At 73.5% G+C, this 19,644-nt stretch carries 17 protein-coding genes; 16 read left to right on the plus strand and 1 reads right to left on the minus strand.

Annotated features, from left to right (window positions below):
* The first annotated feature begins 258 nt into the window (after nt 1-258).
* From CcI49_RS20395 to CcI49_RS20420, 6 genes are all read left to right on the plus strand, one after another.
* Nucleotides 259-1,395 (plus strand): hypothetical protein, encoded by a 1,137-nt coding sequence (locus CcI49_RS20395; RefSeq protein WP_131831146.1) that lies wholly within the window; start codon nt 259-261, stop codon nt 1,393-1,395.
* A 127-nt stretch (nt 1,396-1,522) separates the two neighbouring features.
* Nucleotides 1,523-2,734, plus strand: coding sequence for a CaiB/BaiF CoA-transferase family protein (locus CcI49_RS20400; RefSeq protein WP_076828677.1), 1,212 nt, complete (start codon nt 1,523-1,525; stop codon nt 2,732-2,734).
* Nucleotides 2,731-3,885, plus strand: a complete 1,155-nt coding sequence (locus tag CcI49_RS20405; protein WP_076828679.1) for a CoA transferase — start codon at nt 2,731-2,733, stop codon at nt 3,883-3,885. The genes CcI49_RS20400 and CcI49_RS20405 overlap by 4 nt, the downstream gene beginning before the upstream one ends.
* 49 nt (nt 3,886-3,934) lie before the next feature.
* Nucleotides 3,935-4,765: an ABC transporter ATP-binding protein gene (locus CcI49_RS20410; RefSeq protein WP_076828681.1), complete on the plus strand. Its 831-nt coding sequence runs from the start codon at nt 3,935-3,937 to the stop codon at nt 4,763-4,765.
* Complete coding sequence (locus CcI49_RS20415) at nt 4,762-5,769, plus strand: ABC transporter permease (protein WP_083749636.1); 1,008 nt, start codon at nt 4,762-4,764, stop codon at nt 5,767-5,769. The genes CcI49_RS20410 and CcI49_RS20415 overlap by 4 nt, the downstream gene beginning before the upstream one ends.
* Before the next feature lie 11 nt (nt 5,770-5,780).
* Nucleotides 5,781-7,061 (plus strand): MFS transporter, encoded by a 1,281-nt coding sequence (locus tag CcI49_RS20420; protein ID WP_076828683.1) that lies wholly within the window; start codon nt 5,781-5,783, stop codon nt 7,059-7,061.
* Here CcI49_RS20420 and CcI49_RS20425 read toward each other — a convergent pair.
* Nucleotides 7,037-8,239, minus strand: coding sequence for a CoA transferase (locus tag CcI49_RS20425; protein ID WP_076828686.1), 1,203 nt, complete (start codon nt 8,237-8,239; stop codon nt 7,037-7,039). The two genes, CcI49_RS20420 and CcI49_RS20425, sit on opposite strands and share 25 nt — an antisense overlap.
* A gap of 200 nt (nt 8,240-8,439) precedes the next feature.
* Here CcI49_RS20425 and CcI49_RS20430 point away from each other — a divergent pair, with 200 nt between their 5' ends.
* The 10 genes from CcI49_RS20430 (at nt 8,440) to CcI49_RS20475 (ending at nt 19,629) form a co-directional block, all read left to right on the plus strand.
* The gene (locus CcI49_RS20430) at nt 8,440-9,630 is read left to right on the plus strand and encodes a cytochrome P450 (RefSeq protein WP_083749637.1); all 1,191 of its coding nucleotides are present in this window, start codon (nt 8,440-8,442) and stop codon (nt 9,628-9,630) included.
* A 15-nt stretch (nt 9,631-9,645) separates the two neighbouring features.
* Nucleotides 9,646-11,121, plus strand: a complete 1,476-nt coding sequence (locus tag CcI49_RS20435; RefSeq protein WP_054567809.1) for an aldehyde dehydrogenase family protein — start codon at nt 9,646-9,648, stop codon at nt 11,119-11,121.
* A gap of 31 nt (nt 11,122-11,152) precedes the next feature.
* On the plus strand, nt 11,153-11,350 hold the full coding sequence (locus CcI49_RS20440) for a ferredoxin (RefSeq protein ID WP_054567808.1): 198 nt from the start codon (nt 11,153-11,155) through the stop codon (nt 11,348-11,350).
* A 122-nt stretch (nt 11,351-11,472) separates the two neighbouring features.
* Nucleotides 11,473-12,654, plus strand: coding sequence for an acyl-CoA dehydrogenase family protein (locus CcI49_RS20445; protein WP_076828690.1), 1,182 nt, complete (start codon nt 11,473-11,475; stop codon nt 12,652-12,654).
* Nucleotides 12,654-13,916, plus strand: a complete 1,263-nt coding sequence (locus CcI49_RS20450; RefSeq protein WP_083749638.1) for an acyl-CoA dehydrogenase family protein — start codon at nt 12,654-12,656, stop codon at nt 13,914-13,916. The genes CcI49_RS20445 and CcI49_RS20450 overlap by 1 nt, the downstream gene beginning before the upstream one ends.
* Nucleotides 13,910-14,737, plus strand: coding sequence for an enoyl-CoA hydratase/isomerase family protein (locus CcI49_RS20455; RefSeq protein ID WP_076828692.1), 828 nt, complete (start codon nt 13,910-13,912; stop codon nt 14,735-14,737). Before CcI49_RS20450 ends, CcI49_RS20455 begins: the two co-directional genes overlap by 7 nt.
* Nucleotides 14,738-14,745: 8 nt before the next feature.
* On the plus strand, nt 14,746-15,489 hold the full coding sequence (locus CcI49_RS20460) for an SDR family oxidoreductase (protein WP_054567972.1): 744 nt from the start codon (nt 14,746-14,748) through the stop codon (nt 15,487-15,489).
* 5 nt (nt 15,490-15,494) lie between these two features.
* Nucleotides 15,495-17,345 (plus strand): AMP-binding protein, encoded by a 1,851-nt coding sequence (locus tag CcI49_RS20465; protein ID WP_083749639.1) that lies wholly within the window; start codon nt 15,495-15,497, stop codon nt 17,343-17,345.
* On the plus strand, nt 17,342-18,406 hold the full coding sequence (locus tag CcI49_RS20470) for an LLM class F420-dependent oxidoreductase (protein ID WP_076828694.1): 1,065 nt from the start codon (nt 17,342-17,344) through the stop codon (nt 18,404-18,406). Before CcI49_RS20465 ends, CcI49_RS20470 begins: the two co-directional genes overlap by 4 nt.
* 140 nt (nt 18,407-18,546) lie before the next feature.
* Nucleotides 18,547-19,629 carry a cyclase family protein gene (locus CcI49_RS20475; protein WP_158230791.1) on the plus strand — a complete coding sequence of 361 codons (1,083 nt, stop codon included), beginning with the start codon at nt 18,547-18,549 and terminating at the stop codon, nt 19,627-19,629.
* Nucleotides 19,630-19,644: the final 15 nt, after the last annotated feature.

Consider the following 19,644-nt stretch of genomic DNA (forward strand, 5'->3'; position numbering starts at 1 on the left):
GTTCCTTTCGGTCCCGCGTCGATGCGAGTGGTCAGCCCCCGGAGCAGCGCAGATGCCGGGAAAAGGGATGTTAGCTCCGCCTCGCGACCCATCGCAATCTCGGACGAGTGCGCGGCCGCGCAGGTCAGCGCCCTGCCCGAGGGCGTCCGGCCCGACGAATCCACCCGTAATGACGCAGGTAACACCGCCCGCAGATCGTGCGGCCGACCGTCCCCGGCCACTGGGCATCTGCCGTGGGGACCGAGAGAGGAGTCCGTGGTGACCGTAGGACACGGCCGAGCACGCGCCGCCCGGGTGGGTCGGCGACTCGCCTGGCCACGCACGATGGCGGTCGGGCTGTTACTCGCTTCGGCGGTCGCCGCGTGCGGGGGAGGCGGCGACACGAGCGATTCTGCCGCCTCGACGCTTCCGCTGGCGTCGTCGACCGGCGATCCGCTCGCGCCCCAGCCACTGGCCAGGCAGGAGACCCTCCGCATCGGCGTGAGCTCCAAGCTGGAGTCCTTCTCCGCGCTGCTGCTGGCCACCGACGAGCTCGCGAAGGAGAACATCAAGGTCGAGCTGACCTACGCCGGAGTGTCCGAGACCACGCTCCTGGTCACCCAGGGCAAGCTGGACATGGTCTTCGGCTCCTACACGGCCGGGTTCTTCAACATCGTCTCCGCGAACCCCGACGTGCGGTTCATCTTCCCCGGTGCGAGCCAGCCCGAGGACTCGACCCAGGGCTTCTGGGCCAACAAGTCGGTCCTCAACCCCTCCGGGGGTGAGCTGACGGCCGCGGCCTTCAAGGGCAAGAAGATCCTCACGGTCTCCGGTGACGGCAGCCCCAGCGCCTTCCAGATGGCCGCGTGGATCAGGACGCTGCCCGGGGGTGACTCCGTCAAGCCCACCGACCTGACCTTCGAGCAGTTCGACGCCACCCTGGTGTCGCAGGCGCTCCAGCAGGGGGCGGCCGCGGCCGGCCAGGTCAACTCCCCGTACGACCAGCAGCTCAGCGACGACTCCTGCTGCGAGTTCATGTCCGGCGTCATCCCGACGAAGGCGACCGTCTCCGGGATCGTCGAGGGCAGGTCCATGAAGGGCCGGGAGGACGTCACGCTGGCGTTCGTCCGGGCGATGGCCCGCACCACCCTCGACAAGCTGCAGCCGGGCTACAAGGAAGACCCGGACACGCTCAGTGCCCTGGCGAAGGTGCTGGAGATGGACACCGCGAAGCTCAGGTCGATTCCCGAGCTGTACTTCGACCCGACCTTCCAGAGCCACATCGCCCCGGCCCTGTCGGACGGCCAGGGGTTCTGGCGGGCCCGCGGCCTGCTCAAGTACGACAAGGACCTGACCGAGTCGGACCTCTGGGACTACCGCTACCTCGACGCGATCGGCTTCGCGCAGCAGAGCTAGCAGCCGGCGGACACATCCGGCCCGCCTCCGGAACGCCCCACCTCCGGAACGCCCCACCTCCGGAACGCCCCGAGTTCGGCGGACGAACCGTGCCCGGAACGCACCGCATCCCAGGAGGGGAGCAGACATGACCCAGCCTGCCAGGCCCGGCACCGGGACGCTGGCCGACCTCCGCGTCGTCGAGCTCGGCGGCATCGGGCCCATCCAGTACGGCGCGATGCTGCTGGCCGACCACGGCGCGGACGTCGTCCGCATCACCCGGCCCGGACATCCCTTCCCGAACCGCCCGGACGGCGTGGACCTGCTCGACCGGGGCAAACGGCTCGTCGCCCTCGACCTGCGCCGGCCGGACGACCAGGCCGCCGCGCTGCGCCTGGCCGTGGCCGCCGACGTCGTCGTCGAGGGCTGGCGGCCAGGCGTCGCCGAGCGGCTCGGTGTCGGGCCGGCCGAGATCACCGCGCGCAACCCCAGGAGCGTCTACGTGCGGATGACGGGCTGGGGCCAGAGCGGCCCGCTCGCCGAGCGGGGCGGTCACGACATCAACTACATCGCGGCCGCCGGCGCGCTGGACGCCTTCGGGAGGCGGGACGGCCCGCCTGTCCCGCCGCTCAACCTGGTGGGCGACTTCGCGGGGGGCGGCCTCATGCTCGCGTTCGGCATCCTCGCCGCGCTGCGCGAGGCCGACCGCCGCGGGGAGGGCCAGGTGGTCGACTGCGCGATGGTCGACGGCGTCAGCCACCTGATGACGGCGTTCCACGCGCCGGCACTGGCGCTCGGCCCCCGCGGTACCAACCTCCTCGACACCGGGCACCCGGCCTACGAGGTGTACGAGACGGCCGATCGACGCCACGTCGCGGTCGGGGCGCTGGAACCCCGGTTCTTCGACGTCCTGCTGGCCGGGCTCGGGCTCGACCCGGCCGAGGTGCCGGGGCCGCTCGACATCGCCCGGCGGGAGGAGCTGCGGGCGGCGCTGGCCGCAGCGATCGCCCGGCGGACGTCGGCGCAGCTTCGGGAGGTCTTCGACCGGCTCGACGCCTGCGTCACCCCGGTTCTCACGCAGGGCGAGGCGATCGCCCACCCGCACAGCGTGGCCCGGGAGGCCTTCGTCGACGTCGGTGGGATCGTCCAGCCGGCGCCGGTGCCGCGGTTCTCGCGGACGCCGGGACGGGTCACCGCGCTGCCCCGCCCGGCCACCGCGGAGGAATGCCGGCGGGAATGGGCCGGGTCAGCACGGTCGGCCAGGTCCGCCGGGTCGGTCGAGGTGGCAGGGTCAGCCGAGGCGGTCGAGGTGGCAGGGCTGGCCGACTCGGTGGCGCCGGCCGAGGCGGCGGCCAGATGACAGCGCGTCACCGCCACGGCCCGCTCGCCGGGGTGAAGGTCGTCGACCTGTCCACGGCACTGGCCGGGCCCTGGGCCGCCGGCATCCTCGCCGGTCAGGGCGCCGAGGTCATCAAGGTCGAGCGGCCCGAGGGCGACCAGGCCCGCTGGTCGGGCACCCGGGCCGGCGACATCTCGGCGATGTTCCACATGGTCAACCGGGGCAAGCGGGGAATCGTCCTCGACCTCCGCACGGCGGAGGGCCTCGCCGCCGCGCACCGGCTGGTGGCCGGGTCCGACATCGTGGTGCAGAACTTCCGCCCCGCGGTGGCCGAACGCCTCGGCCTGGCCTACGAGCAGCTGCGCGCGGTGAACGAGGACGTCATCGTCGTGGCCGTCACCGGCTTCGGGCCGACCGGACCGGACGCCGACCGGCCGGCGTTCGACAGCGTGATCCAGGCGGAGGCCGGGTTCGCCGACCTGCAGGCCGGCGCCGACGGTGTGCCGCGGTTCTCCGAGCACACGATCATCGACAAGATAACGGCGATGGCCGCGGCGCAGGCCGCCGTGACGGCGCTGTTCGCCCGCGAGCGCGGACTGGGCGGCCAGCTCGTCGAGGTGCCGATGCTCGACGTCGCCGTGGACTTCCTGTGGGCCGATGTAGCCGGTGACGAGACCCTTCTCGACGCCCCGCGAGAACCGTCGCGCGGCGTGACCGTGGGCCGGCGGCACTTCCTGCAGCTCGCCGACGGGTGGGTGACGGTGTCGTTCGGCCGGCCCGGTGCGGTCGGCGGCCTGTGCCGCGTGCTCGGCCTCGACCTGGCGCGCTACGCCGGTCTGGCCGAGGAGGCCGGCCCCGGGCCGGGTGGCGCGCGCCCCCGGCTGCTCGACGCGTTCCTCGCCGAGGCCCGGGCGGCCGCGCGCACGCTGACCCGCGACGAGGCCGCCCGCCGGCTGGTGGACAACGACGTGACGATCGGGGTCGTCCGCACCCTCGCGGAGATGCACCGCAACCCGCAGCTCGCCGGCGCCGGCTTCTTCCACGAGACGACGCAGCCCGGCGTCGGACGCATCCGGCACACGGTCCCACCGGTCCGGTTCGGTGCGTTCGAGCCGGTGGTTCCCGGGATCAGCCCACACCTGGGCGAACACACCGACGAGGTCCTCGCGTGAGCGGGGCAGCAGCGACCAGTCCGCCGGGACGGAGAGGAACGGACAGCAGATGGCCAGAAAAATCGCGGTCCAGGAAGTGGAGCGCACCTTCGGCACTGGCACCCGGACGGTCCAGGCACTCGGCCCGCTCGACCTGGACATCGGCGACGGCGAGTTCGTCTGCGTCGTCGGGCCGTCGGGCTGCGGGAAGTCGACGCTCCTGCGCATCATCGCCGGGCTCGTCAACCCGACCGGCGGCGCGGTCTCGATCGAGCACGACGACATCAGCCGGCATCTGATGGCCGTGGTCTTCCAGGACTACAGCATCTACGCCTGGAAGACCGTGGAGGCGAACGTCCGGCTCGGCCTGGACATCGCCCGGGTGCCGCGCCGGGAGGCGAAACGGCGCGTCGAGGCGATCCTCGACCGGCTCGGCCTGTACGGCGTGCGCAAGGCCTACCCGCACGCGCTGTCCGGGGGCATGCGCCAGCGTGTCTCGATCGCCAGGGCGCTCGTCGTCGAGCCGGAGATCCTGCTCATGGACGAGCCCTTCGCGGCGCTCGACGCGCAGTTGCGGCTGGTCATGCAGGAGGAGCTGCTGGCGCTGTGGCAGCAGGACCGGCGCACCGTCGTCTTCGTCACCCACAACCTGGACGAGGCGATCCTGCTCGGCGACCGCGTGGTGGTCATGTCGGCGGGCCCCGGCACCATCCTGGAGCAGGTCGAGGTGCCGTTCGCCCGGCCACGCTCGGCGGCGCTGCGGGGCACCAGCGAGTTCGCCGCCCTTGAGGACCACCTGTGGTCCCTGCTGCGGCGGGAGATCCGCGACCACAACCCCGGCGGAGCCGACACCGGTTCCGACCGTCACCACACCGCCCTCGCAGAGCAGGTGATCTCGTGAGCATTGGCAGCAGCCAGCAGAGCATGCCACCGGCGCCGCAGGTGGCACCGGCACCGGCACCGGACGCCGGCACCGCGCGACCGGCGGCCACCGCCGCCTTATCTCCCGAACCGGGCGCGTCATCTCCCGAACCAGGTGCTCGTCCGGCATCCGCCTCGGCGACCGCCGCGACGGCCGGTGGCGCGGTCACGGTGGTCCGTGCGCCCGGTGCGCTCGAACGGGACCGGTCCCGCTACCAGCGCCGGCAGCGGGTGGTGGACATGGCGCTGCGCTTCGGCACCCCGATCGTGCTCCTGCTGCTGTGGCAGTGGGCGTCGACCAGCGGTGCGATCGACCGCCAGTTCTGGCCCCCGCCGACCGAGGTGGCCAGTGCGTTCGGTGACTCGGTGAGCAGCGGCTACCTCGGCGAGAACCTGTGGAAGACGTTCGTCCGGCTCATCTACGGCTACGCCGGCGGAGCGGCGGCCGGGATCCTGCTCGGCCTGCTGCTCGGCACGGTCCGGGCGCTGCGGGTGGCGCTGGAGCCGATCGTCTCAGCCCTCTACACGGTGCCGAAGCTGGCGATCTTCCCGTTGTTGCTGCTGGTGTTCGGTGTCGGCGACGCACCGAAGATCATCCTGACCGGGCTCGGTGCGTTCTTCGTGACCTGCCTGTCCACGCTGGCCGCGGTGGTCAGCGTCCCGGCGCCGATGCACGAGCCGATGCGCTCGTTCCAGGCGTCGTGGCTGCAGACGTTCCGCCACCTGACGGTCCCGGCGGTCCTGCCCGAGGTGTTCCACGCCCTGCGGCTGGGGGCCGGGATGGCGGTGCTCGTCCTGGTCGGCATGGAGATGATCCAGGGCGCGAACGGCCTCGGCGCGATGATCTGGAGCTCCTGGCAGGTCTTCGACACCGGCCGGATGTATGTGGGCATCGTCGTCGCCGCCGTGTTCGGTGTGCTGTTCCAGAGCGCGATCAAGTGGGCGGGCACCCTGCTGCTGCCCTGGACCCGCAACGACCGCTGACAGGCCGGGGAATGCACCGGTTCGCCCTGTGGCGGCTGCTGGCCGGGCCCGGCCGGTTCGGGATGTTCTTCCTCGGTTCGACCCTGACGAACATCGGCACCTGGGCGCAGAACTTCGCGGCCGTGCTGCTCGTCTACCGCCTCACCGGCTCGACCACGCAGGTCGGGCTGGTGAGCGTGGCCCAGTTCGCCGCGCCGATCCTGCTCGTGCGCTGGACCGGCGCGGTGGCCGACCGGGTCGACCGGCGGCTGACGATCATCGTCTGCCAGCTGCTCGGTGCGGCGGCGACACTCGTCCTGGTGGTCGCCAGCGCGACCGGAACGGTGACACCGGCGCTGGTACTGGCCGTGACGCTGGTCCTCGGCGTCTTCCTGGCCTTCCAGACACCGGCGCAGCTCGCGCTGGTGCCGCTGCTGGTCACCCCCGCGCAGCTCGACAGCGCCTTCTCGCTCAACGGGGCTCAGTTCAACCTGGCGCGCGCGGTGGCTCCCGTCCTCGCCGGCCTGCTCGTCGGCAGCTTCGGCTTCACCGTGGTCTTCGCCCTGAACACGGTGACGTTCCTGCTCTACCTGCTGGCGATCCTGCTGGTCCGGCCGGCACCGCAGGAACGGCCCGCGTCGAGGCCGCGGCTGCTCGCGACGCTGGAGACCGTCCGGCGGACCCGCTACGTCACCACACTGCTGGCTGTCGCGTTCGTCGTCAGCGGGGCGACGGACGCGGCGGTCACCCTCGGGCCCGCGCTCGGCGTCACGTTGGCCGGCGACGACGGTGCCGCCGGATCGATCATGACGGCCTTCGCTGGCGGCGCCGCGCTGGCCGCGATCGGTCTCGCCTCGTGGGTCGAGCGGTTCCGCCGCCGGTTGCCCGCGGCGATTCTGGTCCAGGCCCTGGGGCTGGCCGGGGTGGCGCTCGCACCCTCGCTGCCGGTGGCGCTCGTGGCCGTCGCTGTCATGGGCAGCGCCTTCATCCTCGGGGTGAACCGGGCGCTGTCACTGATCCAGCAGCGGGTGCCCGCGGTGGCGCTCGGCCGGGTGATGGCGCTGTTCGCGGTGTGCGTCGCCACGAGCAAGCCGGTTTTCGCGCTCGCCGACGGCTTCCTCAGCGACCGGCTGGGACCGCGCTGGGCGGTGGCGGCACTGGCTGCGACAGCCGTGGTGACCGGCACCCTGCTGTGGCGTCAGGGAACCGCGGCCGACCAGGCGTCGGCGTCGGCAGCGGGCGCGCCGGTCACCGCGCCCGCTCCCGCCGACCGTGCGGCGGCGGTGGGTCAGGGGATCGCGCCCGCCGACTGATAGGCGGCGATGTCCTCCCAGGTCTTGCCGCATTCGAGCAGCACCAGCTCGGTGTGCTCGCCGAACTCCGGGGCGCGGGCCAGCGCCGGCGCGCTGTCGTCGACGGTGACCGGCCCGCGGACGGTGGGCACGCCCCGCTCCTCGATCCGGGTCACGTAGCCGTTCGCCACCACCTGCGGGTCCTGGACGATCTCGTCGGCGGACTGGACGGCCGCCCAGGGCGCGTCGAAGTCGCTGAACAGGGCCCGGATGTCGGCGAGGGTGTGCCGGGCGAACGCCGCGTCGAGCTCCGCCAGGCAGGCCGCCTTCTCCCGGGCGCGGGCGTGGTGGTCGACGAAGCGCGGGTCGGCCGCGAGGCCCGGCACGCCCAGCAGCTCGACCAGCCGCGGCCAGTAACGGTCGCTTTCCAGCAGGCAGAGGCTGACCCAGCGCCCGTCGGCGGTCGCGAAGAAGTTGACCAGTGGGTTCGAGGTGGCGCCCCGGCCGTGGTCGACGGCGTCGCTCATGCCGGACGCGGCCCGCATCAGGTCGGCGGACATGAACCAGGCGGCCATGCCGAGCAGGGAGACGTCCACGGTGCTGCCCATGCCGGTGCGGTGGGCCCGCAGCAGCGCGGCGCAGACACCGTAGGACAGGGCCACCGCGGCGGTGCGGTCGCCGATGGCACCGGGCATGGGCGGTGGCCAGGGGGCGTCCTGGCCGGCGAAGGCCTGGGCGAGGCCGCCGCGTGCGTAGAAGGCGGTGAGGTCGTAGCCGGGAGTGTCCCGGTCCGGGCCGCGCCGGCCGAAACCCGAGCCGCGGGCGAGGACCACGCGCGGATACCGGCGGTGCACCTCCTCGGCAGTGATCCCGAGCCGTTCGGCCGCCGCGGGACGGAAGTTGGTGAGCAGGACGTCGGCGTCCCCGAGCAGCTCCCAGAACAGGTTCAGGCCCAGCGGGTTCTTCAGGTCCAGCGCCACGCTGCGCTTGCCGCGGTTGGTCATCTGGACGCCGACGTCGGGCGGCTGGCCGTGGGTGCGCAGGGACCGGTACGGATCACCGCGGCGCACGTGCTCGATCTTCACGACGTCCGCGCCGAGGTCGGCGAGCAGCGCGCCGACGGTCGGCACGAAGACCCACTCGGCCAGTTCGACAACCCTGATGCCAGCGAGCGGGCCGGGAGGAGGCGTGTCAGACATGCCGCCCACGACAGCGCCGGCGAGTTATCCAGCGCGTTACCGCACGCTGCCGGCAAGGCCCGGGCGGCACAGGGCCGGGATCGTCACGAGCCCGATAACGGACACGGTAACGCCGGCGGCCGAACGTCGACGGCGAACCGGGCGCCGCAGCGCGGATGACCCACTGTCCAGCAACGCCCAGCCACGCATGGGAGATCGCCGTGACGACGACCGAGCGGCCCGCGTTAGGAACGATGCTGCGGGAGTTCGATGTGCTGAACCCCGAGCATTCCGACCGCAAGCACGAGATCCTGGCCTACGCCCGCCAGCACTGCCCGGTGAGCCGGACCGAGGCGAACTACGGCGGCTTCTGGATCCTGACCCGCTACGACGACATCCGCCGGGTGCTGGAGGACTGGGAGACGTTCTCCTCCACCGAGGCAAGCCCGGCGCCGTCGAACCTGAAGATGTGCCCGATCCACACCGACCCGCCGGTGCAGACGCACGCCCGGGACATGCTCAACCCGCTGCTGTCGAGGAAGGCGCTGGCCCGGTTCGAGCCCCGGATGCGCACGATCGCCGCCGACCTGGCCGACGCGTTCGCCGACCGGGGCGAGGTGGAGCTGCTGACCGAGTTCGCCGGCCCGTTCTCCAGCCAGGCGCTGGTCGAGATCGTCCTCAACGACATCACCCCCGAGCAGCTCGCCGAGGCACGCGAGATCTCGCTGCGGGCGTCCGAGCAGCCCACCCCGGAGGTGATCGGGCAGCTGATCGCGATGAGCGAGCGGTTCCTCGACCACGCCCGCGCCCACCTCGACGAGCTGCCGGACGGCATCCTGCGCACGATCGTGACCGGGCCGTTCGGCGGCCAGGTGCCGACGCCGGACGAGCAGCTGCGGATCCTGGCGATCCTCATCCTCGGTGGGCTGGACACCACCCGCGCCGCGATCGGCGCGATCGGCTACTACCTGGCGACGAACCCGGGCCTGGAGCTGCGCCTGCGCGACCCGCGCTGGATCCGCCGCGACCTGGACGAGTTCCTCCGCCTGGCGTCCCCCGTCGGCTACATGGCCCGGGTCGCCACCCGGGACACCGAGGTCGGCGGGGTCGCGATCGCCAAGGGCCAGCGGGTCATGGTCCGCTTCGACTCGGCGAACCGGGACGAGGCCAAGTTCCCCAACCCGGACGAGCTGACCTTCGGCGCGACCCGGCCCGGCCACGCGGCGTTCGGCCTCGGCGTGCACCGGTGCATCGGCTCCAACCTGGCCCGGATGCAGATCGAGATCGCCCTCGACGAGCTGCTGCGGCGGGTCGAGAACCTGCGCCCGGTGCCGGGAGCCCGCTACGAGTGGACGGCCGGTGTCGGCAACTCGCTGCGCTCGGTCCCGCTGCACTTCGACCGCCGGGCCTGACCCATGACGCACCGGATGACGATCGCCGGCCGGCCCGCGTCGACGCACGCCTCCTTCGATGTCGTGGACCCGGCGACGGGCCAGCCCGCCGGGCGTGCGCCCGAATGCTCGCCCGAGCAGGTCGACGAGGCCGTGGCCGCCGCCGTGGCGGCGTTCGGTGAGGAGCCCGGCGCCTTCGGCGAGGAGCCCGGTGGCGGGTGGGGCCCGGCCCTCGGCGGCAGGCCCGGCGGCGGTTCCGGCCCGGCCTGGCGCCACGATGAGGCGGGCCGCCGCCAGGCCTTGCGCGACATCGCTGACACCATCGAGGCGCACCACGGCGAGCTGACCCGGCTGCTGGTGCTGGAGTCCGGCAAGCCGCTGGCCTGGGCCGCCGGCGAGGTCTCCTATGCGCCGAGCTGGTTTCGCTACTACGCCGACCTGGACATTCCCCGGGAGGTCCTGCGGGACGTCCCGGGCAGCCTGGTGGAGCTGGCCTACCGGCCGCTGGGGGTGGTCGCCGCGATCACGCCGTGGAACGGCCCGATCGGCATGGCGGCCTGGAAGGTCGCGCCCGCGCTGCGCGCCGGGAACACCGTCGTGCTGAAGCCCTCGCCGTTCACGCCGCTGGCCACGCTTCGCCTCGGCGAGCTGCTGGCCGGGGTGCTGCCGCCGGGGGTGCTGAACGTGGTCAGCGGCGGCGATGATGTCGGCCGGCGGATGACGGCGCACCCGGCCGTGCGCAAGATCAGTTTCACCGGGTCGACCGGGGCGGGCCGGCAGATCGCCGCCGCGGCCGGCAGCCGCCTCGCCCGCGTCACCCTCGAGCTCGGCGGCAACGACGCGGCGATCCTGCTCGAGGACGTCGACGTGCCGGCCACGGCCGCCGCGCTGGCGGCGCTCGCGCTGAAGAACTGCGGCCAGATCTGCGCCATCCCGAAACGGATCTTCGCCCCGGCCGCGATCTACGCCGACGTCGTCGCCGCGTTCGCCGACGCGTACGGGCGGGTCGTGGTCGGCGGGCCCTACGAGCCCGGCGTGACGATGGGCCCGCTGTCCACCCGGCCGCAGTGGGAGCGGGTACGCGGACTGGTCACGGACGCGGTGGCCCGCGGTGGCCGGATCGCCACCGGCGGGGCGCCGCCGGACCGGCCGGGATTCTTCTACCCCGCGACGGTCGTCGCCGACGTCGCCGAGGGCGTGCCGCTGGTGGACGAGGAACAGTTCGGCCCGGTCACGCCGATCATCCGCTACGACCGGCCGGCTGACGCCGTCGCGCGCGCGAACGCCACCGAGTTCGGCCTGTGCGGCTCGGTCTGGTCGGCCGACCCCGAACGCGCCGCGGTGCTGGCCGAGCGGCTGGAGACCGGCATGACGTACGTCAACGGGCATGGCGGTCTGCCGCCCGAGCTGCCGTTCTTCGGGGCGCGCTCCAGCGGGATCGGTGTCGCGAACGGCCTGCCCGGGCTGTTGGAGTTCACCCAGCCCCAGGTGGTCACCCGAGCCCGCGGCTGATCTCGCCGACAACGCAGAAGGAGCAGACCCGATGACCAGAGCGTCCGTGGACGAGGCCCGCTGCCAGGGGCACGGCCGGTGCTCCCTGGAAGCGCCCGACCTCTTCGACGTCAGCGACAGCGGCACCGCCTTCCTGCTGGTCGCCGACGATCTCACCGTGGCCCAGACCGTCCAGCTCGACGACGCCATCGTGGCGTGCCCGGAGCAGGCGATCTCGAAATCCCCCTGAGGCACGACAACCCAGGCACGACAACTCAGGCGCGGCAGCCCAGGCGTGACACCCCAGGGGCGAGACCACCGCCCGGCCGCGCCATGCCGCCTCACCACTGCGAAAGGAACGGGACGTCGACCATGTCCGCCACCCCGCCGCGCACCGTGGATCCGCTCGATCCACTGGCCCTGACGACCCAGCTCGACGACACCGAACGCGCCCTGGCACAGACGGTCCGTCAGTTCGTCACCGAACGGTTCCTGCCGCAGGTCGCGGACTGGTACGAGCACGGCATCTTCGACCCCGCGCTGGCCAAGGAGCTCGGCGCGCTCGGCCTGCTCGGCCTGCACCTGGAGGGCTACGGCTGCGGCGGGGGCAGCGCGGTCGCCTACGGAGTGGCCTGCGCCGAGCTGGAGGCCGGTGACAGCGGCCTGCGGTCGTTCGCGAGCGTGCAGGGCTCGCTGGCGATGTTCGCCATCCACCGCTGGGGCAGTGAGGAGCAGAAGAACGACTACCTGCCCCGGATGGCCGCCGGCGAGCTGATCGGCTGCTTCGGGCTGACCGAGGCCGACTCGGGCAGCGATCCCGGCGCGATGCGCACCACCGCGCGCCGCGACGGGGACGACTGGATCCTCGACGGGTCCAAGATGTGGATCACCAACGGCAGCATCGCCGACGTCGCCGTCGTCTGGGCCCGCACCGACGAGGGCGTGCGCGGCTTCCTCGTCGACCGGGGCACCCCGGGGTTCACGGCGAACACCCTGCACCGCAAGATGTCGCTGCGCGCCTCCGTCACCGCCGAGCTCGTCCTCGACGGTGTCCGGCTGCCCGAGCGCGCCCGCCTCCCGCTGGCCCGCAGCCTGGCCGGGCCGCTGTCCTGCCTCAACGAGGCCCGCTTCGGCATCCTCTGGGGGGCCACCGGCGCCGCGCGGGCCTGCTACGAGGCGGCGCTGTCCTACACCTCGACCCGCACGCAGTTCGGCCGGCCGCTCGCCGGCTTCCAGCTCACCCAGCAGAAGCTGGCCACGATGGCCCTGGAGATCGGCAAGGGCCAGCTGCTGGCCCTGCACCTGGGCCGGCTCAAGGACGCCCAGGGCCTCGCGCCCGCGCAGGTCTCGATGGGCAAGCTCGCGAACACCGTGATGGCGAGCGACGTCGCCCGCACCGCCCGCGGGATGCTCGGCGCGAACGGGATCTCCCTGGAGTACCCGGTGATCCGGCACATGATGAACCTGGAGTCGGTCCTCACCTACGAGGGCACCGCGGAGATCCACGCGCTCTCCATCGGCCAGGCGCTCACCGGGCACCGGGCGTTCACCTGATGACGGCGTCCGCGACGTTGTCCGGGTCCGCGTCCGCGACATCGACGCTGCCCCCGGCGTCGACCGCATCGCAGACGTTGGCGGCGGCCGACGACGTCCTGCTCACCGAGGACGAGATCGAGCTGCGCGGGCGGATCCGCGAGTTCGCCGAGGCCGAGCTGGTGCCAGGCGCGCGCGCGGCCGACCAGCGGCACCGGCTGGCACCCGAGACGCTCGACCAGCTGCGCCGGATGGGCCTGTTCGGCCTGGTCGTCAGCGAGGAGCACGGCGGCGGGGGCGCCACCCGGGTCCAGCTGTCGCTCGTCGTCGAGGAGGTGGCGCGCGCCTGCGCGTCGGCGGCGATGACCGTGATGGCGAACGCGCACAGCAGCGGTGTCATCTCCCGCTACGGCACCGACGACCAGCGCCGGCGCTGGCTGCCCGCCGTCGCAACCGGGGAGTCGATCGCCGCCGTCCTGCTCACCGAGCCGGCGGTCGGCACCGACGTCCTGTCGATGACGACGACCGCGCGACGCCGCCGGGCGACGGCCGGGGCCGACGACCACTACGTGCTGAACGGACGCAAGACCTTCATCACCAACGGCGACCTCGCCGGGACGTTCGTCGTCTTCGCGAAGGTGCGTGAATCGGACGCACCGGACGGCACCGTGGCCGCGTTCGTGCTGGCCGCGGACAGCCCGGGAATCACCGTCGCCCCCGGGTTCGACAAGCTGGGGCTGCGCGGGTCGAGCACGAACGAGGTGGCGTTCGACGACGTCGCCGTGCCCGCCGCCGACTGCCTGGGCGCGGAGGCCGACGGCCGCCGCTACCTGCTCGAACCGCTGGACGGGGCGCGCCTGAGCACCGCGGCGCAGGCCGTCGGGATCGGCCAGCGCGCCCTGGACCTGGCCCGGCGCTACTGCCTGGAACGCCACCAGTCCGGCCGGGTGATCGCCCACCACCAGGCTGTGCAGCTGCGCCTGGCGGACATGCGCATCGAGCTGTTCGCCGCCCGCGCGCTGCTCTACAGCGCGGCGCGGGCCGTCGACACCGGCCGGGGCAGCATGGGCTCGGCCGCCGCCGCCAAGGTCTTCTGCACCCGCACCGCCGCCGAGATCACCTCGCGCGCGGTCGAGCTCGTCGGCGGCTACGGCTACATCGAGGAGTACGAGTTCGCCCGCCTGCTGCGCGACGCGAAGGGCGGCGAGATCTACGACGGGACGAACGACGTCAACCGGCTGCTGCTGGCCCGCCAACTCGTCCGGGAGGGCACGCCGTGCTGACGCTCGCCGTCGACGGCCCGCTCGCGACCGTCACGCTCGACCGGCCGCCGGTGAACGCCTGGGACGACGACGCGCTCGACCGCCTCGATGCCATCACCGCACGGCTCGCCGCCAGCCCGCAGGTACGCCTCGCCGTGGTGCGCTCCGCCGGGAGGCACTTCTCCGCCGGCGGTGACATCGCGATGATGGCCGCCGCGGTCGACAGCGGCGACGTCACCGCGCTCAACCGGTTCGCCGGGCGCATCCAGCACGCGTTCACGCTGTGGGCCGAGCTGCCGGTGCCCACCCTGGCCGTGCTGCGCGGCGCGGTCACCGGCGGGGGCCTGGAGTTCGCCCTCGCGTGCGACCTGCGGATCGCCGCCGAGGGGTCCCGGATCGGCCTGCCGGAAAGCCAGCTGGGGCTGGTCGCGGCCGGCGGCGGCACGCAGCGCCTGACCGCGGCGATCGGCCGCGGCGCCGCGATGCGGATCATGCTGACCGCCGAGCTCGTCGACGGACGCCGGGCCGCCGAGCTCGGGATCGTCGAATGGTGCGTCCCGGACGCCGACCTCGATGCGGAGGTCGACGCCGTCACGGCGCGGATCCTGGCCGGTTCGGCCGCCGCGCAACGGGCGGCCAAGGAGTGCGTCGCCCGGGCCGGTACCGCCGCCGGTTTCGCCGCCGAGACGGTCAGCCAGCGCCGGCTGCACGCCGACCCCGACACCCAGAACCGGCTCCGGCGCTTCCTGCACGACCGCCGCACCCAGCACGGCCGCACCCAGCACGGCCGGACCCAGAGCAGCCGCACCCAGAACACCGAGACCAAGGAGATCGACACGTGACTGCTGACCTGTGCGAGCGCGTGGCCGTCGTCACCGGGGCCGGATCCGGCATCGGCCAGGCCGTCGCCGTCGAGCTGGCCGCCGCCGGTGCCACCGTCGCCGTCGCCGACATCAACCCGGCGGGCGCGAACGAGACCGCGAGCCTGGTCACCGCTGCCGGCGGAACGGCGAAGGCGTTCTCGGTGGACGTCACCAGCCAGCCGAGCATCCTGGCGCTGCGCGACGCCGTGGCCGGCGAGTTCGGCCTCACCGACCTAGTCGTCAACGGTGCCGGCTGGAACGTCGGGCAGCCGTTCCTGCAGAACGACGCCGAGCACATCATGCGGGTCACCACGCTGAACCTGCTCGGCCCGATGTGGGTCTGCCAGGCGTTCCTCGCCCCGCTCGTCGAAGCCGGCCGGCCGGGCAGCGTCGTCAACATCTCCAGCGACGCCGGCCGGGTCGGCAGCCTCGGCGAGACCGTGTACGCGGGGGCGAAGGGCGGCGTCATCGCGTTCACCAAGTCCCTGGCGCGGGAGATGGCCCGCCACAAGATCACGGTCAACACGGTGGCGCCCGGCCCGACCGACACGCCGCTGTTCCGCCTGCAGCCGGAGAAGATCCAGGAGGCGCTGGTCCGGGCGATCCCCTTCCGCCGACTCGCCGAGCCCGCCGAGGTGGCCCGGGTCGTGGCGTTCCTCGGCTCGCCGGGTGCGTCGTATGTGACCGGCCAGGTCATCAGCGTCAGCGGTGGCCTCACGATGGCGGGCTGAGCCCGATGGGGGAGTGCATCCGCGACGTCGGAGGACATGAGGTCGGTGAACGTGAGGTCGGTGAGCAGAGCCGCCGGGTGCTCGGTACGTTCGGCCTGACGATCGATCCGGCCCGCCGCCGGGAGTACCGGGAACGGGGCTGGTGGCCGGACACCACCGTGCTCGACGAGTTCGACGCCACCTGCCGGGCACATGGCGACCGCGAGGCCGTCGTCGGCTACCGCGCCGGCAGCGCCACCCCCGGCAGCGCCACCGCTGACCGGCTCACCTACGCCCAGCTCGCAGACCGGGTCGAGCGGGTGGCGTCGTTCCTGCTCGGCGTCGGCGTGCGTCCTGGCGACGTGGTGTCGGTGCAGCTGCCGAACTGGTGGCAGTTCCCGGCCGTCGCGCTCGCGACCCTGCGGGTGGGCGCGGTGCTGAACCCGGTGCTGCCCATCCACCGCGCCCGCGAGATCTCGTTCGCGACCGGAATGTTACGGCCCAGGGTGTACTTCGCGCCGCGCCGGTTCCGGTCGTTCGACTACCCGGCGATGCTGGCCGAAATCTGGCCGGACGACGGCGCGGAGGCGGGGTCGGCGGCACCGACCGTGGTGCTCGTCGGCCCGGGGCCTGACGCCCCCGGCTCCGACGACGTCGGCACCGGCGATCTCCATTCGGGAGATCTCGGCTGCGACCACATCCGCGCGCTGTCGTTCGAGACGGACGTCCTGGGCCGCCCACCGTCGCCGGCGGCGGGCCCCGGCTCGCATCACGACCGAGGCGTGGACGGTGACCTGGTCAGCGACATCCAGTTCACGTCCGGGACGACCGGCGAGCCCAAGGGCGTCGGCCACGTACACGCGACGCTGACCGCCCGCACCCGCGCCCTGTTCGACGCGCTCGACGTCGCCGAACACGACGTCGTCTTCATGCCGTCGCCGGTCACCCATTCGACCGGTCTGGTCTACGGCGTGCTGGCACCGCTGTCGCACGGGATGACGACGGTGCTGCAGGACGTCTGGGAGCCGCGGGCGGGGCTGGACATCATCGCGGCGGAACGGGCGACGTGGACGTTCGCCACCACCGCGTTCCTCGTCGACATCATCCGCGCCCAGCGCGCCGCCACCCCCACGGCCACGTCGCTGCGCTACTTCATCGCCGGGGGTGCCGCGATCCCGCCCGCGGTCGTCACCGAGGCGGACGAGGTGCTGGGCACCCGGGTGGTCGCCGTCTGGGGCATGACCGAGAACGGCGCCGTCACCTTCACCCGGGCCGGCCAGGGGCGGGACGCGGCCGCGCGCAGCGACGGCGTCCCCTGCCCGTGGATGTCGGCCCGGGTGGTCGACCCCACCGGGGCCGACCTGCCGGTCGGGCAGGAGGGCCAGCTGCTCGTGCGCGGAGCCTCGCAGGCGCTCGGCTACGTCCGCCGCCCGGAACGGACCGGGGAGGCCTACGACGGCGACGGCTGGTTCCGCACCGGTGACATCGCCCGCCTCGACGCCGACGGCGGCGTGCGGATCACCGGCCGGCTCAAGGACATCATCATCCGCGGCGGCGAGAACATCCCGGTCACCGAGGTCGAGACGATGCTCTACGCGCACCCGCGGGTCGCCGACATCGCGATCGTGCCCTACCCCGACGAACGGCTCGGGGAGCGGGCCTGCGCCGTGGTCGTGCCCAGACCGGGGCCGCGCCTGACGCTCGGTGACCTGACGTCCTACCTGGCGACGCTGAGCGTCTCGAAGACCTACTGGCCGGAGCGGGTCGAGCTGGTCGACACCATGCCGCGCACCGCGTCCGGGAAGATCCAGAAGTTCGTGCTGCGCGACCTGGTGCGGGATCTGCCTCCCGGCGAACGCGGGGCGGTGACAGCGTGAGCACCGACCGCACCGACCGCACCGACCGCACCGACCGCACCGACCGCGCCGACCGCGCCGACCGCACCGACCGCGCTGGCCGTGCCGGGCTCGGTGGGCTGCGTGCCGGCGTTCTGCTGCCGTACCGGGCGGTGCCGGCGCCGCGCACCGCGGCGCTCGCCGGACTCGCCGAACGGCTCGGCTTCACCTCCGTGTGGGCCGCCGAGGTCAGCGGAGCGGACGCCTTCGCCCAGCTGGCGGCGGCGGCCGCGGCGACCGTCTCGGTGGAGCTGGGGACCGCCATCGTCCCGATCGGCTCGCGCACCCCGGCACTGCTCGGGATGTCGGCGAACACGCTGGCGACCCTGTCCGGCGGCCGGTTCGCCCTGGGGATCGGTGTCTCCTCACCGCGCATCATGCGGTCCTTCCACGGGCTGGCGCCCACCCGCCCGCTCGCCGCGGTCGGCGACGCGCTGACGATCCTCGACGACGTGCTGGGCGGGCGCCGCACCTTCCACTCCGGGGAGGCCTTCAGCTCCAGCGGGTTCACGCTGACCGTGCCGGCCGCCCGGCCGCCGTTGCTGCTGGCAGCACTTGGGCCGGGCATGCGGCGGCTGGCCGGCGAGCGCGCCGACGGGGTGATCCTCAACTTCGTCCCGGCCTCCGCGGCGGCCACGCTCGCGGCGGAGACCGCAGTGGCGGGCCGGCCGTTCCGCCGGCTCGCGCTGGTGCGGGTGGCGCTCGCCGAGCCGGGCGCCGACCGCACGCCGGTGACGCTGCGCCGCGGCCTCGCCTCCTACCTGCGGGTCCCGCCGTACGCCCGCTGGTTCACCTCGCTGGGGCTCGGCGCCGTCGTCGAACGGGTCACCGCGCAGCCCGACCTGGACGCCATGGCCGACGCGCTGCCCGAGGACGTCGTCCGTGACCTGGCGGTGGTCGGCACCGCCCGGGAGTGCGCCCGCCGGCTGCGCGAGTTCGCGAGCACCGGGCTGGAGCCGGTGATCGTGCCGGAGACCGCCGCCGGCGACGTCGAGGCCTACGAGCGCCTGATCACCGCGCTTGCCGCCCACCTGGCGGACTGACATCCGTCGCGCGGATCCTGCGCATCCCCACGCGGTCGGAAGCGGGCGCGAAACGCCCCGCGTAACGCGGCCACGCGACGGTGGAAACACACGAACGGGGCCAGGCCACTCCCGCGGTGGCCCTGATTCAGGGAGGCACGTTGACGACAGGGACATCCTTACCGGCGGCAGCCGCGCATTCCCCGGCTGCCCCGAGTTCTCCTGCACCCGCACCCGCTCGTTCCCCCGCACCTGCGGCCGTCTCCGCGGACCTGCCCAGCTACGCCGAGCTGCCGGTGACGCCGGGCGCCCCGCCAGGCTCGTCCTGGGGCCTGTGGGGAGCCGAGGACCGGCTGGGCACGCTCAACCTGCTCACTCCGGCGCGGCTGGCCGCCGGTGTGGCGACCGTCCGGGACCACCGGGTGATCCCGCTGGACCTGCCGCTCGACGTCCCCGGGCCGCCGCTGTTCCGCCGCTCCCGGTTCCAGCACACGATCCGGGCCCTGCCCGTGGGCCGGGACGAGACGCTGTCGGACTGGAACCCGCAGGGGTCGAGCCAGTGGGACGGCTTCGGCCACGTCCGCCACCCCCGGTGGGAGTACTACAACGGCCTGCCCTGCACCGACCATGGGATGGAGCACTGGGCCAGCCGCGGCATCGCCGGCCGGGCCGTCCTCGTGGACGTCGACCGGTACCTGGGCGCGGCCGGCCGGCCGATCGACCACGCGAGCTCCGTCGCCGTCACCCCGGACGACCTCGCCGGCGCGCTCGCCGCGCAGGGCACGACCGTCGAGACCGGGGACATCCTGCTGATCCGCACCGGTTGGCTCGGCTGGTACCGCGCCGGAAGCGCGCGGCGGCGGGCGCGGCTCGGCGAGGCGATGGCCGAGGAGCTGGCCAACCCGGGCCTCGCGCCCGGCCGGGAGATGGCCGCGTTCCTGTGGGACCTGCACCCGGCGGCCGTCGCCGTGGACAACCCGGCGGTCGAGGTGTGGCCGCGCGGCTGGCCGCTGAGCCGCGCGCAGGCCACCTCGTGGCTGCTCGACCCGGCGCACTGCGAGGACGTCTTCCTGCACTTCCTGCTCGTGCCGCTGCTCGGGATGGCCCTCGGCGAGCTGTGGGACCTCGACGAGCTGGCCCGGGCCTGCCACGGCGACGGCCGCTACGAGTGCCTCGTCGTCTCCGCGCCGCTGCACCTGCCCGGCGGGGTCAGCTCCCCGGCGAACGCGGTCGCGCTGCGCTGACGTGGGCCTGCGGGC

Origin of the sequence: Frankia sp. CcI49 (genome assembly GCF_001983215.1) — a bacterium.
Taxonomy (GTDB): domain Bacteria; phylum Actinomycetota; class Actinomycetes; order Frankiales; family Frankiaceae; genus Parafrankia; species Parafrankia irregularis.

Coding starts and splice junctions, on each gene's coding strand:
- CcI49_RS20400 (WP_076828677.1), top strand. CDS start 1,523: ATGACCCAGCCTGCCAGGCCCGGCACCGGGACGCTGGCCGACCTCCGC.
- CcI49_RS20405 (WP_076828679.1), top strand. CDS start 2,731: ATGACAGCGCGTCACCGCCACGGCCCGCTCGCCGGGGTGAAGGTCGTC.
- CcI49_RS20410 (WP_076828681.1), top strand. CDS start 3,935: ATGGCCAGAAAAATCGCGGTCCAGGAAGTGGAGCGCACCTTCGGCACT.
- CcI49_RS20420 (WP_076828683.1), top strand. CDS start 5,781: ATGCACCGGTTCGCCCTGTGGCGGCTGCTGGCCGGGCCCGGCCGGTTC.
- CcI49_RS20425 (WP_076828686.1), bottom strand. CDS start 8,239: ATGTCTGACACGCCTCCTCCCGGCCCGCTCGCTGGCATCAGGGTTGTC.
- CcI49_RS20435 (WP_054567809.1), top strand. CDS start 9,646: ATGACGATCGCCGGCCGGCCCGCGTCGACGCACGCCTCCTTCGATGTC.
- CcI49_RS20440 (WP_054567808.1), top strand. CDS start 11,153: ATGACCAGAGCGTCCGTGGACGAGGCCCGCTGCCAGGGGCACGGCCGG.
- CcI49_RS20445 (WP_076828690.1), top strand. CDS start 11,473: ATGTCCGCCACCCCGCCGCGCACCGTGGATCCGCTCGATCCACTGGCC.
- CcI49_RS20450 (WP_083749638.1), top strand. CDS start 12,654: ATGACGGCGTCCGCGACGTTGTCCGGGTCCGCGTCCGCGACATCGACG.
- CcI49_RS20465 (WP_083749639.1), top strand. CDS start 15,495: ATGGGGGAGTGCATCCGCGACGTCGGAGGACATGAGGTCGGTGAACGT.